Source organism: Streptomyces sp. NPDC059371, assembly GCF_042751995.1.
In the GTDB taxonomy this organism is placed as follows: Bacteria; Actinomycetota; Actinomycetes; order Streptomycetales; family Streptomycetaceae; genus Streptomyces.
Map to the genome: position 1 here is coordinate 18,480 of NZ_JBHYXD010000098.1, position 14,493 is coordinate 32,972.

General features: G+C 69.8%; 12 protein-coding genes. 10 read left to right on the forward strand and 2 right to left on the reverse strand.

Annotation, left to right across the window (positions count from 1 at the left end; all coding sequences use genetic code 11):
* Positions 1-162 precede the first annotated feature (162 nt).
* The gene (locus ACFXGX_RS35255; RefSeq protein ID WP_384799826.1) at positions 163-831 is read right to left on the reverse strand and encodes a hypothetical protein; all 669 of its coding nucleotides are present in this window, start codon (positions 829-831) and stop codon (positions 163-165) included.
* A 381-nt stretch (positions 832-1,212) separates the two neighbouring features.
* Here ACFXGX_RS35255 and ACFXGX_RS35260 point away from each other — a divergent pair, with 381 nt between their 5' ends.
* Complete coding sequence (locus tag ACFXGX_RS35260; protein ID WP_384799829.1) at positions 1,213-2,118, forward strand: hypothetical protein; 906 nt, start codon at positions 1,213-1,215, stop codon at positions 2,116-2,118.
* 293 nt (positions 2,119-2,411) lie between these two features.
* Here the strand turns inward: ACFXGX_RS35260 and ACFXGX_RS35265 are convergent, their stop codons facing one another.
* Entirely contained in the window at positions 2,412-4,025 is a 1,614-nt protein-coding gene (locus ACFXGX_RS35265; RefSeq protein ID WP_384799832.1) for a helix-turn-helix domain-containing protein, read from the reverse strand.
* Between the two features lie 318 nt (positions 4,026-4,343).
* Here ACFXGX_RS35265 and ACFXGX_RS35270 point away from each other — a divergent pair, with 318 nt between their 5' ends.
* The 9 genes from ACFXGX_RS35270 to ACFXGX_RS35310 all read left to right on the forward strand — a co-directional run bounded on the left by ACFXGX_RS35270 (position 4,344) and on the right by ACFXGX_RS35310 (position 14,417).
* Positions 4,344-4,850 carry a hypothetical protein gene (locus ACFXGX_RS35270; protein ID WP_384799835.1) on the forward strand — a complete coding sequence of 169 codons (507 nt, stop codon included), beginning with the start codon at positions 4,344-4,346 and terminating at the stop codon, positions 4,848-4,850.
* An 84-nt stretch (positions 4,851-4,934) separates the two neighbouring features.
* On the forward strand, positions 4,935-5,825 hold the full coding sequence (locus ACFXGX_RS35275) for a DUF2797 domain-containing protein (RefSeq protein ID WP_384799837.1): 891 nt from the start codon (positions 4,935-4,937) through the stop codon (positions 5,823-5,825).
* Positions 5,826-5,996: 171 nt separating this feature from the next.
* A complete protein-coding gene (locus ACFXGX_RS35280) occupies positions 5,997-6,347 on the forward strand; it encodes an antibiotic biosynthesis monooxygenase family protein (protein WP_384799840.1) in 351 nt (116 codons plus the stop codon).
* Positions 6,348-6,402: 55 nt separating this feature from the next.
* Positions 6,403-7,317, forward strand: a complete 915-nt coding sequence (locus ACFXGX_RS35285) for an amidohydrolase family protein (protein ID WP_384799858.1) — start codon at positions 6,403-6,405, stop codon at positions 7,315-7,317.
* Positions 7,318-7,445: 128 nt separating this feature from the next.
* Positions 7,446-8,186 carry a response regulator transcription factor gene (locus ACFXGX_RS35290; protein WP_384799843.1) on the forward strand — a complete coding sequence of 247 codons (741 nt, stop codon included), beginning with the start codon at positions 7,446-7,448 and terminating at the stop codon, positions 8,184-8,186.
* Positions 8,183-9,787, forward strand: a complete 1,605-nt coding sequence (locus ACFXGX_RS35295; RefSeq protein WP_384799846.1) for an ATP-binding protein — start codon at positions 8,183-8,185, stop codon at positions 9,785-9,787. Before ACFXGX_RS35290 ends, ACFXGX_RS35295 begins: the two co-directional genes overlap by 4 nt.
* 14 nt (positions 9,788-9,801) lie before the next feature.
* Positions 9,802-11,280, forward strand: a complete 1,479-nt coding sequence (locus tag ACFXGX_RS35300; RefSeq protein ID WP_384799849.1) for a glycosyltransferase — start codon at positions 9,802-9,804, stop codon at positions 11,278-11,280.
* Positions 11,277-13,628 (forward strand): ArnT family glycosyltransferase, encoded by a 2,352-nt coding sequence (locus tag ACFXGX_RS35305; RefSeq protein WP_384799852.1) that lies wholly within the window; start codon positions 11,277-11,279, stop codon positions 13,626-13,628. The genes ACFXGX_RS35300 and ACFXGX_RS35305 overlap by 4 nt, the downstream gene beginning before the upstream one ends.
* 231 nt (positions 13,629-13,859) lie before the next feature.
* On the forward strand, positions 13,860-14,417 hold the full coding sequence (locus ACFXGX_RS35310) for a TetR/AcrR family transcriptional regulator (protein ID WP_384799855.1): 558 nt from the start codon (positions 13,860-13,862) through the stop codon (positions 14,415-14,417).
* Positions 14,418-14,493 lie beyond the last annotated feature (76 nt).

Below are 14,493 nucleotides of genomic sequence, written 5' to 3' on the forward strand. Positions count from 1 at the left end.
GGACGAAGGTTAATCGATCCAATACGCCCAACCGGCGTGATTGACATGATAGGGATGTGCGCGGACACATAGCGTTGCCCGTGTGGGCGCCGGCCTTTCATCGGTCGGCGCCCGACGGTGCGAATTGTTCATTGAAGCCCGGCGCCTACGGCTTCCTTTGTATCAGTCGCCCTGCTCTAGTTCAGGGGTGATTTTCGATGCCCGTACTGAGCGATAGACGGCAAGCGGGATGACGGAAATTGCTGGCCAGGTGGGTGCTTCGCTGAAGCCGAATCCCTCCATTGCCCTACTTGTCTCTTGGATCATACTTTCAAGGACTTGGCGGTTCACTTCGCCATCTGCCACTGCCTCCTGCAGAGTGGCCATTACACGTTCGAAGCGAACAGTCGGCGAGATAGTGTCGCGTTCAGGGATTCGACTGATCGTTGCCAGGGTAGTCCACTCCTGAGGATCTGCCCCCAAGCGCGAGAATAGGACTGATTTCTCACCCGCCAGGTAGTTCCCAGGATCGGAAATGACGCCTGAGAATTGATAGTCCCATTCATTCTGGCCGCAAGGGTACACGCGAAGCGTGAGATGCGCCCCGTACATCGCATTAACGATCTTTTCCACATCACTTGAAAAGGTGGAGTCCTCAGTCACTGAGGAAAAAGCGTTCACGGATGCCGCGAATGAGGCGGGGTAAATGATACTTGTCGGCCCTTTGACTCGAATTAGCGATCCCGGGTTCAATGCTCGATGAAGACGCCCTCGATTCCAGTTCTTAGGTTTCTTGGAAACTTCGCTGACATCTAGGAGCATCTGGGCATACTCGGCGTCGTCTTCGAGCATTGCGACGTGAAGGTCCGCGAGGGAGCGAACCTCTTGGTTTCTGGTCCCCTCCTCATGTTGTGGACCATCCAAGTCCGTTAGGGAAGCCGTCCACTGCCGAGTATGGTCTGAGCGTCTCGTTTCGGGGAGGCCCGAAGAGAGTTGAGCAAGGAGGGTTCTGACCCGCAACGTGTCGACGTAGAGGTACTCGCGCACGCTCACAGCAGCATTACTCGGTCTCTCAGGCATGAAGGCTCCGGGCGCTCAAGCAAGCAACATTGGGCCTACTGGCTTAGACGTGGCCGCTAACGCTGTCAAGCTTTGGCCAAGCATTACCGACCGGTAGTGATGCTCGGAAACTTCTTCTAGAAGGTTAGCCCTCGATGGCGGTAAGCTCGTCGGGTGTCTATCGGGGCAGATGAGTTGAGCATCCTGGAGTACATCTACGACCAGTCTGGTGGTGACCTGGACCAAGGCGTGCATCTTTGGTCATATTTCGATCAACGTGACTTTGGGCCTGACGCGCGTAGACTCCAGGTGGCTGGCCTCATTGATATGCACTCAATAGCGGGCGATTACAGCATCAGCCACTTTGGGATTAGCCAAGTATCCGAAGTGCGCGCGAAAAGGCGTAACGGTCCCGCTCGTACGGCGGCGCTGCGTCTAGCATTGGTGTTGTGGCTATACGATTCTTATATCGGTGCGGAAGCGCCAGGGGCAACTAGCGATTTCGAGGCCTCGGATAGAGCCTTGTTCTACGGGGAAAGTTTCAGCGATCGCGAAACGGAGCTCGCCGTTTCCTATCTGCACTCAGTCGGTCTGATCCAAGGGCTGAGAGTCGATCAATCTAGCCATCTAATCACCCCAGCGCTCACCGTAAAAGGGGTTGATTGTGCAGAAAGTGAGAAGCCAGTGTCTGAGTTCTTGAATCCCCCGGCGTCCAGCGGTCCGACGTTCAACGTGCGAGTCGACGGGTCGCAAAACGTCGTTGTTGGAACTCAGTCCGACTTCACGCAAAACAATAATTCAGGAATCGACCCCGCTGTCCTCGCTCAGCTCACCCACTTCGCGACTGTCGCACGCGAGGGAATTCCTTCATATGGCCTGCCGGAAGCGCAGCAGGTCGAAGTGGAGCGTATCTCAAACGAGTTGGAGGCTGAGGCGAGTGGCAATGCACCGGAGCGCGGCCGCCTCCGTCAGCTGTCTGATCGTCTCATGGCTGCGGTCGCACCGGCTGCGGGCAACGCCTTGGGCGGCATGGTTATGGCGCTTGGCGAGCAGGCTGCGCAGGCGATCGCAGGGGCTTGATAGGAAGCAAGTCTGCGGTGGTACAGCAGCCAAGTACAGCAACCCCAGCAACCGGCTTCGTCCTGCAGCGGCTGTGGAGGGCCGTAACGGGACCGGTATGAGCCTCCCCGACCTATGTGCATAGAGCTACGGATCAGAAGGTTGCAGGTTCGAATCCTGCCGAGTGCACACAGATCAAAGGCCCCGCCGGTTGAACCGGCGGGGCCTTTGGCGTGCGCGGGGGAGATCAACCCCTCGGGAACCGTGAGCGGTTCGGTCGGGGCGGTCTTCGAGGCCGGAACGGAAAAGACGGCTCAGTGCCGCGCGGGCTCCGGGATCCAGCGGCCGGGTGAATCGGCGTACTGGTAGAGCGGGAGCCCCGCGATGCCGGAGGTGCGGAAGGGGCGGCCGTGGTCGTCGATCCGGATCGTGCCGGTGGTGCCCTGCGAGGACCAGTCGAGATCGAGGTACCAGTCGCACGCGCAGTGCTCGGTCCCCGCCTTGACGAACAGCACCTCGGGGTCCTCCACGGAGACCCGGTACGGGAGGTGCCTCGCGGGCAGGGTCTCGTCACCCTTGCTGCCGGCCACGGCCCGGGGGACGGGGGTGTGCGCGTCGAGATTCACCGCGAAGGAGCTGGGCTTGATGCCTCCGCCGCAGCCCAGGGTCGTGTCGTAGACGAAGGCCCCGTCGCCCGGGGGCGCGGCCCGGTGCACGACCCGGACGTGCAGGGCCTCCAGGACGACGGCGGCCGAGCTGCGCCCCTGCACCGACACCCGCACGATCGTCTCCCCGCCGTGCACCGCGTCCTGGGCGTTGGCCCAGACCTCCGCGTCCTCGGCGGGCGGGGCCGGCGGGATCTGGCCGGGGGGTTTGGCGATGACGTAGTCGTGGCCGCAGTCGTCTTCCCACACATGGGAGTTCACGGTCCAGGTGAACGGGAGGGCTTGGGCGGACGGTCCGGCCGAGGCACCGGCGGTCGGCGCCGCCGGACCACTGCGCGGTTTGGCGCTGCCGCCGGGTGAACCGTGCGACGCGAACCCCGGGAACGCGGAGAACGCCGCGAACCCGGCGGCGGTCAGGAGCAACACGCTGCCGAGGACGGCCGACACGACGGCCGGCCGCCGTCGGTACCAAGGGTGGGCGGACAGGTGGCCCGGGGCCGGGGTTCCGGGTGCCACGTCGGGTGCGGGTGGCGCCTTCGACCCGTCCGGCCCGTCCGGCCCGTTCGACCCGTCCAACCCGTTCGACCCGTCCAACCTGTTTGGCCCGTTCGACCGGTCCGGCCCGTCCGGCGCGGGGTGCGGGGCCGCCGCGACCGGCGCGGACGAGGCGAGGGGGTCAGGGTTCGCGAGAGGCGTGGACGAGGCGAGGTGGTCAGGGGTTGCGTGGGGCGTGGATGGCGTGTGGGCCGTGTGGGGGGTGGATGGTGTGTGGGGTGCGGGGGCCACGTGGGGTGTGGATGGCGTGTGGGGTGCGGGTGTGGTTCGCCGCTCCGGAGTTCTGCCGGGTCCCGCCGAGCCGCCTCCGCCGGGTCCCGCCGAGCCGCCTTCGTCGCCGACGTTCGCACCGCGTTCCGCGCCGCCGTTCGCCCCGCCCTCCGAACCGCGTTCGGAGACGCCGGGTTCGCCCGCGGACGTCGGACGCGGTCGGGCGGCGGTCGGGCGGGAGCGCCTTCGCTCCGCGACCGCCAGGATCCACAGGCGGTGCAACTCCACGCGCTCCTGGGGCGAGGCCCCGCACAGCGCGGCGAACCGCTCCACCACGGTGAAGTCCAGCGGCACCGCCTCGCCCGCGCAATAGCGGTGCAGCGTGGAGGCGTTCATGTCCAGGCGCCGGGCCAGGGCCGCGTAGCTGCGATCCGTACGGGTCTTGAGGCGCGCCAGCAGCTCCGCGAACCTCGTCACGTCGTCGTCGGCCGCGGCCATGGCCCGTGCCCACCTTCGCTCGTATCGGTCCGTCCCGTCCCGGAACGGCATCCCAGGGGACCTACTTCTCTGCACGTCAACTGCCCTGGGATGGTTCCACCGTTGCGGATCCGGCGGCGGTGATTGCCGCGGCTTCCCAGGGCCGCCGATGCTCTTGGTGTCGCCACCAGCGGTACGGCCCGACCGGCCGGCCTGTTCAGGGGAGCGGCATCCAGACCACGCACTCGTCCACGGGACCCCCATGGCCGGACGCACCCTCGACGGGGCGCCGGCGGTCCCCTGCGACGACGCACACCGAACCGGAACGAGGGACACCCCATGCACGGCAACACCACCGGACCCCGCGGCCTCCGCCGCATCGCCGCCATCGCCGCCGGCCTCGCCCTGGGCCTGGGGCTCGGCGTCTCGGCGCACGCCTCCCAGACCGACGCGCCGCACCGCTCCGCACAGGCGGCCGCCGCCACCCCGCGGACGGTGAGCGGCAAGACCGGTGACGCCCTGACCGGCATCGCCGACTTCTACGGCGCCTACATCGACGCCCAGAACGGTTCCGACCCCGCCACCAAGCTGATGAACGACCTGCGCGCCCATTACCTGGACCCCGCGTTCAGCAAGCGGCTGGCGGCCTGGGAGCGCACGAACCACGCGGACGGCGTCCTGCGCGCCCAGAGCATCCCGGCCCGCTGGACGGTGACCGAGAAGAGCAAGGGCGACTCCACCGAGGCCCTCGTCACCCTGACCTGGAGCCAGGGAGGCGGCACCGTCAAGCTCTCGGTCCTCATGACCCCCAACCACCGCATCGTCGGTATCAGCCCCGCCAAGTAGCCGAAGGCTGCCGCGAGCCTGTCCGTCCCGTGATTGTTCCCGCAGGTCAGGGTCTATGTCAGTGGGGACCTCTACTGTCGTTGTGTGCGGCGGGTGTGGGTGTGTTCGGGGGTGCGGTGGTCGGGGGACGGGGCCGTGCTGGTCTGGGGCGGGGGGCGGACCAGTCCGCTGGTCCGGGGGCGGCGGATCGCGTTCGGTGTCGTGGACGGGGGTGTGCGGACATGTGTGGGGGCTCGGGGGAACGCGTGTCCCGTGCGGGCCGTCGTGTCACCGCGCGGCACGGGCGCCCGGTGCGAGGAGTGCGCGCGCCTGGACCGCGCGCACTCCGTGGCCGCCGACACGCTGGCCGATGACCCCCGGCCGTACCGCGTGTATCTCGCGTGGTTCGGGCCCGGCCTGGTCAAGGTGGGGATCACCCGGGCCGAGCGGGGTTCCGTCCGGCTCCTGGAACAGGGTGCCGTCACCTTCACCTGGCTGGGGCAGGGGCCGTTGATGGCGGCGCGCCGGGCCGAGGAGCTGTTGCGCGCCACGCTCGGGGTGCCGGACCGGATTCCGTACGCCGGCAAGCGGGCGGTGCGCGCGGCGCTGCCGGGGGCCGGGGAGCGCGCCACCGAGATCCGGGAGCTGCACACGCGGGTCGGCGATCTCGACGGCTGGCCCGAGTCGGTCGCGCGTGCCCCCTTCGAGCCCGTGGACCACACGGACCTGTTCGGGCTCGCCGGGCTGCCGCCCGCGCAGGCGGTCGTGCGCGAACTGGCCGCGGGCGGCTCCGTCGCCGGCGAGCTGTGCGCTGCCGCGGGTCCCGATCTGCACCTCCTCACCGGGCGGGGAGTCGTCGTCCTCGACACCCGGCTGATGACGGGGTGGGACCTGACCGGCGTCGGGGCCACGGACGCGGACCAGGGCTCCGGAATCACCTTTCCCGTACGGGAGTTGTCCGCGCCGGACGCCGGTGTTCAGGACGGGCTGTTCTGAACGCCGGCGTTCGGGACGGGCTGTTCTGAAGGGCGGGAAGAGAGGGGAGAGGGGGCGCCCAAGGGCCGTGCGGCGGGGCGGAGGGCGGAAAGGTCAAGACTTCGATCCCTTTCGGATCCCGTTCGGAAAGGTGCTGGACGACGGGCGGCGCCCGGAAGGAGAGTGGCGGACATGAGCGATCACTCTCCCGCGCCTGTCGCGGCCTTCGAGCCTCCCTACTACGCCGCCGTGTTCACCTCCATGAGGACGGAGGGCGACGGCGGGTACGGAGAGACCGCCGAGCGCATGGACGAGCTGGTCAAGGAGATCCCGGGCTATCTGGGGATGGACTACGCGCGGACACCGGGCGGACTGGCCATCACCGTCGGGTACTTCCGGGACGAGGACGCCATCAAGGAGTGGAGTGCGCACGCCGAGCACCGGGCGGCACAGCGGCGCGGCCGTGCCGAGTGGTACGAGCGCTACACCCTGCACATCGCCAAGGTCGAGCGGAGCCACGGGTTCGAACGTGCCGACGGCTGACCGCGAGGGCGCGGCGGGCGAGGGGACCGAGGACCTGGACGTGCGGGACGAGGACCTGGACGTACGGGACGAGGACCTGAACCTACGGGACGAGGCGCGGGAGGTGCGGGGCTTCTGGCAGGGGCTCGGGCTGCCCGGGCTCGTCGACGTCCACACGCACTTCATGCCCGAACGGGTGCTGCGCAAGGTGTGGGACTACTTCGACGGACTCGGTGAGCTCACCGGCGGCATCGAGTGGCCGATCGCCTACCGCGCGGACGAGGACGAACGGCTTGCGCTGATACGGGAGTTCGGCGCACGCGCTTTCACGGCGATGCTCTATCCGCACAAGGCCGGCATGGCCGAGTGGCTCAACTCCTGGGCCGTCGACTTCGCCCGCCGGACGCCGGACTGCCTGCACACCTCGACTCTCTTCCCCGAGCCGGGCGTCGAGCGGTACGTACGCGAGGCGGTGGAAGCGGGCGCGCGCGTCTTCAAGGCGCACGTCCAGGTGGGGGCGTACGACCCGGCGGACGAGCTCCTCGACCCGGCCTGGGGGCTGCTCGCCGAGGCGGGGATCCCCGTGGTGATCCACTGCGGATCGGGGCCCTCGCCGGGCAAGTACACCGGCCCGGCACCGGCCGCGGCCGTCCTTCGACGGCACCCCCGGCTGCGGTTCGTCTTCGCGCACATGGGGATGCCCGAGTACGAGGACTTCCTCGGCCTCGCCGAGCGCCACGACGAGGTGCGGCTCGACACGACCATGGCGTTCACCGACTTCAGCGAGCGGCTCGCGCCGTTCCCGCCCGGACTCCTGCCCCGCCTCGCGGACCTCGGGGACCGGGTGCTCCTCGGCACGGACTTCCCGAACATCCCGTACCCCTACATCCACCAGCTGCACGCGCTGCGACGGCTCGGGCTGGGGGACGACTGGCTGCGAGCGGTCTGTTACGGGAACGGCGCCCGCCTCTTCGGCCTGCGCGACGCCTGAGAGCTTCGGCCCGCGACGGCGACGGAAAGCGGTACCCAGCAGTTTCCTGAGAGGCACCTGTGCGTTTCTCAGGGAAATCACAGGTTGGCGAAAGGATGCTCTCAGCGGGGCCCACCAAGGTGTTCGCTATGACCACGACCTCGCCCCAGGGGCGCACCGAACTGCTGAGGCCGGACGGGAGCCCCGTCCGAGTGCTTGTGGTGGACGACGAGCTGTCGATCACCGAGCTGCTGTCCATGGCCCTTCGCTACGAAGGCTGGCAGATCCGCAGCGCGGGTGACGGAACGGGCGCGGTGCAGACCGCGCGCGAGTTCCGGCCCGACGCCGTGGTGCTCGACATGATGCTGCCCGACATGGACGGCCTGACGGTGCTCGGCCGGCTCCGCCGGGAGCAGCCCGACGTCCCGGTGCTGTTCCTGACCGCCAAGGACGCGGTCGAGGACCGTATCGCCGGCCTCACCGCCGGTGGCGACGACTACGTCACCAAGCCGTTCAGCCTGGAGGAGGTCGTGGCCCGGCTGCGCGGTCTGATCCGGCGCGCCGGCGCCGCCGACCGGCGGTCGGAGTCCGTGCTCGTCGTCGGGGACCTCGCCCTGGACGAGGACAGCCACGAGGTGTCGCGCGGCGGGGAGAACATCCACCTCACCGCGACCGAGTTCGAGCTGCTGCGCTTCCTGATGCGCAACCCGCGCCGTGTGCTGAGCAAGGCGCAGATACTCGACCGCGTGTGGTCGTACGACTTCGGCGGTCAGGCCAATGTCGTCGAGCTCTACATCTCGTATCTGCGCCGGAAGATCGACGCCGGGCGGGAGCCGATGATCCACACCCGGCGTGGGGCCGGTTATCTGATCAAGCCCGCCACGTCATGAGCGGACGACGACGGCCGCGGGCACAGAAGAGGCGGGGACAGCCGCGCACCCTTCGGACGCGGCTCGTCGTCGGGTGCGTCGCGCTGATCGCCGTCGTGTGCGCGGTGATCGGCACCGTGACCACGATCGCGCTGCGCACACACCTGTACGACCAGCTCGACAACAACGTCGCTGACGCGGCGATGCGTGCGGCGGGTGGCCCGGCGGGCGCCCCCGTGGGCGGCCCGTCCGGCGGCGGAGCCGAGCACCCCCCGAGCGACGACGTCATCGGCAAGGATCCTCTGGAGTTCGTGCTCCGGGGGCAGGCCATGGGAGCCATCGGCGCGACCGTGAAGAACGGCAAGGTCACCGAGGGCATTGTCAGCGTGGGGAAGAAGGACTCCAGCGGGGTCAAGCAGCCCACACCGCTCAAGCTCGCCGACAGCCAGCTCGCCGCCCTCGCCTCCGTCGCGAAGGACAAGCGCCCGCACACCGTGGACATCCCCGGCCGGGGCGAGTACCGCGTGAAGTACCAGGAGGGCCGGAACGGCGCCTTCTACGTGGCGCTCCCGACCGACGACGTCACCAACACCCTCACCACGCTGATCTACGTCGAGATCAGCGTCACCGGCGCGGGTCTCGCGGCGGCCTCCCTCGCGGGCGCGGCCATCGTGACCATCGCCCTGCGCCCCCTGCGCAAGGTCGCCGCGACCGCCACCCGGGTCTCCGAACTTCCCCTGCACACCGGCGAGGTCACCCTCTACGAGCGGGTGCCGGAGTCCGAGGCCGATCCGCACACCGAGGTCGGGCAGGTCGGAGCGGCGCTCAACCGCATGCTCGACCACATCCACGGCGCGCTGCAGGCGCGGCAGCAGAGCGAGATGCGCGTACGCCAGTTCGTCGCCGACGCCAGTCACGAGCTGCGCACCCCGCTGGCCTCCATCCGCGGGTACGCCGAGCTGACCAGACGCGGCCGCGAGGAGACCGGGCCCGACACCCGGCACGCGCTCGGACGGATCGAGTCCGAGGCCGGCCGGATGACGCTGCTCGTGGAGGATCTGCTGCTGCTCGCCCGCCTCGACGCCGGGCGGCCGCTGCAGTACGAGCAGACCGACCTCGTACCCCTGGTGATCGACGCCGTGAGCGACGCCCGCGCCGCCGGGCGCAGCCACAACTGGCGGCTCGAACTGCCCGAGGAGCCCGCGCTGGTGTCGGCGGACGCCGCGCGCCTGCAGCAGGTCATGGTCAACCTCTTCGCCAACGCCCGCACGCACACCCCACCGGGGACGACCGTCACCGCGCGGGTGCACCGGCAGGGGCCGTGGCTGAGCGTGGACGTCCAGGACGACGGCCCCGGCATTCCGCCCGATCTGCTGCCGCGCGTCTTCGAGCGGTTCGCGCGAGGTGACTCGTCTCGCTCGCGCGCTTCCGGATCGACCGGTCTCGGGCTCGCCATCGTGCAGGCCGTCGCGGCCGCCCACGGGGGCGCGGTGACGGTGGACAGCGTCCCCGGAAGGACGGTGTTCACCCTGCACCTGCCCGCTCTTGCCCTCGAAACGTCCTGGCAACAGCACTCACAGGCACAGCACAGCACCAGCACATGGGTGCAACAGCGCGCTTGACGAGAGTCGTTTCCATGCGAAGCGAACCTTCTCCCGGCAACCTGCCGGCGCGGGAGCACCTCCCGGCCGCGGACGCGGGTACGCCTGTCCTGGATGTCGTGATCCCCGTCTACAACGAGGAGAAGGACCTCCAGCCATGCGTCCTCAGACTGCACGACCACCTCAGGCGCACGTTCCCGTACGCGTTCCGCATCACGGTGGCGGACAACGCGTCCACGGACAGCACCCCGCTCGTGGCGGCCGGGCTGGCGGCAAGGATCCCGGAGGTCAGGTCCTTCCGGCTGGAGCAGAAGGGCCGCGGCCGGGCGCTGCGGACCGTGTGGTCGGCGTCCGACGCGCCGGTCCTCGCGTACATGGACGTGGACCTGTCCACCGATCTGAACGCCCTGCTTCCGCTGGTCGCCCCGCTGATCTCCGGTCACTCGGACCTCGCGATCGGCTCGCGGCTGTCCCGCTCCTCGCGTGTGGTGCGGGGGGCCAAGAGGGAGTTCATCAGCCGCGCCTACAACCTGATCCTGCGCGGCTCGCTCCAGGCCCGCTTCTCGGACGCGCAGTGCGGCTTCAAGGCGATCCGCCGTGATGTCGCCCAGGTGCTGCTGCCGCTCATCGAGGACACCGGCTGGTTCTTCGACACCGAGATGCTGGTCCTGGCCGAGCGGGCCGGGCTGCGCATCCACGAGGTCCCGGTCGACTGGGTCGACGACCCGGACTCGACCGTCCACATCGTGAAGACCGCGACGGACGACCTGAAGGGCGTGTGGCGGGTGGGACGAGCCCTGGCCACCGGCTCGCTCTCGCTCGACCGGCTCGCCCGGCCCTTCGGGGACGACCCGCGCGACCGCGAACTGACCGACGTACCCAAGGGGCTGGCCCGCCAGCTCGTCGGCTTCTGCGTCGTGGGCGGCCTGTCCACCCTCTTCTACCTGCTGCTCTACAGCGTCTTCCGCTCCTTCTCCGGGGCGCAGGTCGCCAACGCGCTCGCGCTGCTCGTGTCGGCGGTCGCCAACACGGCGGCCAACCGGCGGCTCACCTTCGGCGTGCGCGGCCGGGGCGGCGCCGTCCGGCACCAGGCGCAGGGCCTGGTCGTCTTCGGCATCGGGCTCGCCCTGACCAGCGGATCGCTCGCCGCGCTCAACGCCGCGACGAGCGACCCCGGGCACTCCACCGAACTGGCGGTGCTCATCGCCGCCAACCTCGCGGCGACCGTCCTGCGCTTCCTGCTCTTCCGCGCCTGGGTCTTCCCCGACCGGCAGAGCGGGACGCCGTCCCCGGTGGTGGCCTCGCACCAGCCGTCCCCGCCGTTCCGCGCGCCGGGTGTACGGCAGGGCGCGGACGCCCATCCCCCGCTGCCCCAGCGTCCGACGGCGCCCTCCTCCCACCACGACACCGACAGGTTCCGCGCCGACGAGGCCGCGGAGCGCTCCTGGCGGGATTCGACCATGCAGTTGCAGGCAGTGCGCCCGCACGATCACGATCCGAGGAACGCGCGATGACGACACAGCCCGACACGAGCGCCGGTACCAGTGCCGGTACCGGTACGAGCACCGCGACGAACACCGGCACCGGTATCAGCGCCGGTACGAGCGCCGAGACCGCCACCGGTACCGGTGGCGCCGTCAGCACCTCCGGTCACGCCTGGGGGCCGTCCGCCTCGGCGCCGCCCCCGGAGCACGCCCCGCCGGCGGCCGGCCCCGAGTCCGGCGAGCCCCGGCAGCCCCTCTTCCGGCGGGTCTGGAGAGGCCGGCCCGAGGACCCCCGCTGGGCGCGTCCCGCCTTCCTCGGACTGCTGCTCGCCACCGCGGTGCTGTATCTGTACGGCCTGAGTGCCTCCGGATACGCCAACTCCTTCTACTCCGCGGCCGTGCAGGCAGGCAGCCAGAGCTGGAAGGCCCTCTTCTTCGGCTCGCTCGACTCGGCCAACGCGATCACCGTCGACAAGCCCCCGGCCTCGCTGTGGCCGATGGCCCTGTCGGTCCGGATCTTCGGTCTCAGCTCCTGGGCGATCCTCGTCCCCGAGGTGCTGATGGGCGTGGCCACGGTCGGCGTCCTGTACGCGGCCGTACGCCGCCGGTTCAGTGCCGCGGCGGGTCTGATCGCCGGCGCCGTGCTCGCGCTTACTCCGGTCGCCGCGCTGATGTTCCGGTTCAACAACCCGGACGCGCTGCTCGCGCTCCTCATGACCGTCACGGTCTACTGCGTGATCCGCGCACTGGAGGACGGCCGTACGAAGTGGCTCCTGTGGGCGGGCGCCGCGGTCGGCCTCGCCTTCCTCACCAAGACGCTCCAGGCGTTCCTGATCCTGCCGCCGCTGGCCGTGCTGTACGCGGTCTGCGCGCCGGTGCCGGTCCGCAAGCGGTTCACGCAGCTGGGCCTCTCGGCTGCCGCGATGGTTGTCGCCGGCGGCTGGTGGGTCGCGATCGTCGAACTGTGGCCCGCGTCCTCCCGCCCGTACATCGGCGGCTCGCAGAACAACTCCTTCCTTGAGCTGACCTTCGGCTACAACGGGCTCGGCCGTATCAACGGCGACGAGACCGGCAGCGTCGGCGGCGGCGGTGGAGGTGGCGGCGGCACCGGGCAGTGGGGCGAGACCGGCTGGGACCGCATGTTCAACTCCGAGATCGGCAGCCAGATCTCCTGGCTGCTCCCGGCTGCCCTGATCCTGCTGGTGGGCGGCCTCGTCCTGACCCGGAGGGCGAAGCGGACGGACCTGACCCGTGCCTCGTTCCTCGCCTGGGGCGGCGCGCTGCTGATGACCGCGCTGGTCTTCAGCTACATGGCCGGCATCTTTCACCAGTACTACACGGTGGCCCTGGCCCCCTACATCGCCGCCGTGGTCGGCATGGGCGCGACGGCGCTGTGGGCGGAGCGGGGAAGGGTGTGGGCGGCGCTCACCCTCGCCGGTTCGGTCACCGCGACCGCGGCCTGGGGCTACGTCCTTCTCAACCGCACCCCCGACTACCTGCCGTGGCTCAAGTGGCTGGTCCTCGTCGGCGGTCTGACCGCCGCGCTCGGTCTCGTCTTCGTGGCCCGGCTGGGCAGGCAACTCGCCCTCGCGGCCGCCGGACTGGGCTTCGTGGCGGCGGTCGCGGGTCCCACCGCGTACACGTTCTCCACGGTGAACACCGGGCACACCGGCTCCATCGTGACGGCCGGTCCGGCCGGGGCGAGCATGATGGGCGGCCGGGGCGGCGGCCCCGGTGGCGGCGGTGGCACGGGGGGCGGTTTCCCCGGCGGTGGCCAGAACCGGCAGAACGGCAACGGCGGCATGGCGAACGGGCAGCAGGGCATGCCCGGCGGCGGCACGGGTCAGCCCCCGACGGGCGGCACCGGTGGCCTTCCCGGCCAGAACCAGCAGGGCAACGGCGGTACCCAGGGCCGGAATCAGCAGGGCGGCCTGCCCGGCGGCGGCGGTACGGGCGAAGGCGGTATGGCCGGCGGCGGCGGTGCCGGAGGACTGCTGAACGGCGCGAGCGTCAGCTCCGAGGCCGGGGCGTTGCTGTCGAAGAACGCCGGGGACTACACATGGGCGGCAGCCGCGATCGGTTCCCAGAACTCCGCGAGCTACCAACTGGCCACCGGGAAGCCGGTGATGGCGATCGGCGGCTTCAACGGCACCGACCCGTCCCCGACCCTGGCCCAGTTCAAGAAGTACGTGACCGACGGCAAGATCCACTACTTCATCTCGGGCGGTGGCATGGGCGGCGGTACGGGCGGTGGCGGCAACTCCGGCACCACCTCCACCTCCTCGCAGATCAGCTCGTGGGTCACGGCCAACTACAAGAAGGTGACGGTGGGTTCGGCCACCTTCTACGACCTGACGCGGCCGACCGGCTCAAGCTGACCGGTTCCGCCAGGTGGGTTCCGGTGGGCCGGTTCTCCGGTGAACGGGCGGTGGTCCGGGGCGAGTTCGCTCCGGGCCACCGCCCGTTCCGGTGGCCCTTCCGACAGCCGTTCCCGTGGCTGTTTCCGGCGGTGGGCCGGCCGTGTCCGCGCGGGGCCCGCTTAGCATCGTCGAGGAGGGTGACCGGGGAGTCCGGCCCGGTCCGTGGTCGAGTTCCGAGGAAGGGGCGCCATGGTGGGGGCAGCGGACAGGGCGAAGCGGCTGGCCGGGCTCGACCGGGAGCGAGTCACCGCGGCCGCGGTGCGGTTGCTGGACGCGGAGGGGCCGGCCCGGTTCTCCATGCGGCGGCTGGCGGCCGAGCTGAACGTCACCGCGATGTCCGTGTACTGGTACGTCGACACCAAGGACGAGCTGCTGGAGCTCGCGCTCGACGCCGTGTTCGGTGAACTGGAGCTGCCGGACCCCGAGTCGGAGGCGGACTGGCGGGATCGGCTCCGGGGGCTGGCGACCGGGTACCGGGCGATGCTGGTGCGCCACCCGTGGGTGTCGGTGCTGATCGGGAACCTGGTGGATGTCGGGCCGTGTTCGGCGGCGTTCTCGGCGTGTGTGCGGCGGGTGGCCACGGACACCGGGATCCCGCCGTACGGGCAGGTGGGGGCGATGTCGGCGGTGTTCCAGTTCGTGTACGGGGCGCACTTCGCCGGTGCGGAGTCGGGGGAGCGGGATTCCGAGTTCGCGCTGGACCTGCTGATCGCGGGCATCGAGGCGATGGTGGCACGGCCCGGCTGAGACCGGTGGGTGGGTCGGGGCCGTGCCGGTGCATCAGCCCGTCGCCGTTGGGTGAGGCGTGACCGTCGGTGGCGAC